This is a genomic window from Pseudomonas sp. GM21 (genome assembly GCF_000282215.1).
Lineage (GTDB): Bacteria > Pseudomonadota > Gammaproteobacteria > Pseudomonadales > Pseudomonadaceae > Aquipseudomonas.
Genome location: NZ_AKJS01000060.1, coordinates 1 through 1,106, shown reverse-complemented (window position 1 = coordinate 1,106; position 1,106 = coordinate 1). Strand labels below are relative to the sequence as shown.

General features: G+C 55.6%; 1 protein-coding gene and 1 pseudogene. Both read right to left on the bottom strand.

Annotated features, from left to right (window positions below):
- The coding region (locus PMI22_RS20820) for an SDR family NAD(P)-dependent oxidoreductase (protein ID WP_007944380.1) at nucleotides 1-384 on the bottom strand (384 nt) is incomplete at its 3' end.
- A 211-nt stretch (nucleotides 385-595) separates the two neighbouring features.
- Nucleotides 596-1,106 (bottom strand): annotated as a pseudogene (locus PMI22_RS20825) (reverse transcriptase domain-containing protein); the annotation flags it as partial.

Sequence of the window (1,106 nt, the reverse complement as noted above, 5' to 3'; positions counted from 1 at the left end):
GGCGGCCGCCGCCGATGCCAGGCGTGTGACCGTGGTGACGTTCAGTTGAATCAGTTTTTCCAGTTGCTCCATGTCAGCATTCGCCAGCAGGCCATCCGCCGCGACACCGGCGTTGTTCAGCAACAGGCTGATACTCGAATCACTGCGAAGGCGTTGTTCGACCTTGAGCACATCATCCCTTTGAGTCAGGTCTGCCTTGAGCACTTCCACCTGAACACCGTGCTCGACGCGCAAATTGCTCGCTGCAGCCTCAAGACGCTGCTCGTCCCGAGCAACCAACAACAAATCAAAACCACGCGCTGCCAACCGCTCGGCGTAAATCGCACCGATACCGGAAGATGCACCGGTGACGAGGGCTGTACCTTGGGACTGGGTGGAAGTCATGACTGTGCTCCAGGGAAGATGGCTGGGGAAGTGAGCGCCTCAATGACAGTACGCTTCAGCATGAATTATAGGCATAATTCAAACAGATTATGATAGCCGTAATTTTTTATTGAGCGATGAAAGGCGCTCCACTACACCTGTCGTCAGAATCGAGTAGGAGGCGGATTTACATCCGTCGTCCTCTCACACCACCGTACGTACGGTACCGTATACGGCGGATCAGCGTGAGCACCCGCTTGTCTTCGATTTGACGCTCGATGTACGCCATCAATACATCGTGGTTGACCCGATCAAAGAACTTCTCCAGATCAAGTTCCACGCACCAGCGATGACCCGCCGCCACATGACCACGGGGCAGTTTCGATGGCTTGGTGAGCGCTTCTGCCTGGACGAAAACCGTAGCTATAGTCCGAGAACAGCGGATCGAAGATCGGCGTGAGCTGTTGCAGCAGAGCCTGTTGGATAAGGCCATCCACAACGCAGGGAATACCCAGTTGCCGTGTTCCGCCTTTGGGTTTGGAGATGTCGACGGCGCGTACACCTTGCGGATGATACTCGCCGGCCAACAACCGAGTCTTGAGAATCGGCCAATACTGTTTCATGTAGCCCGCCAACTGGTCGACCGTCATGCCATCGGCACCCGGTGCGCCCTTGTTGCTGACTACGCGTTGATACGCACGCCTAAGGTTGGCCGATGCAAGTAAGAACTCAAGTGGAGCATG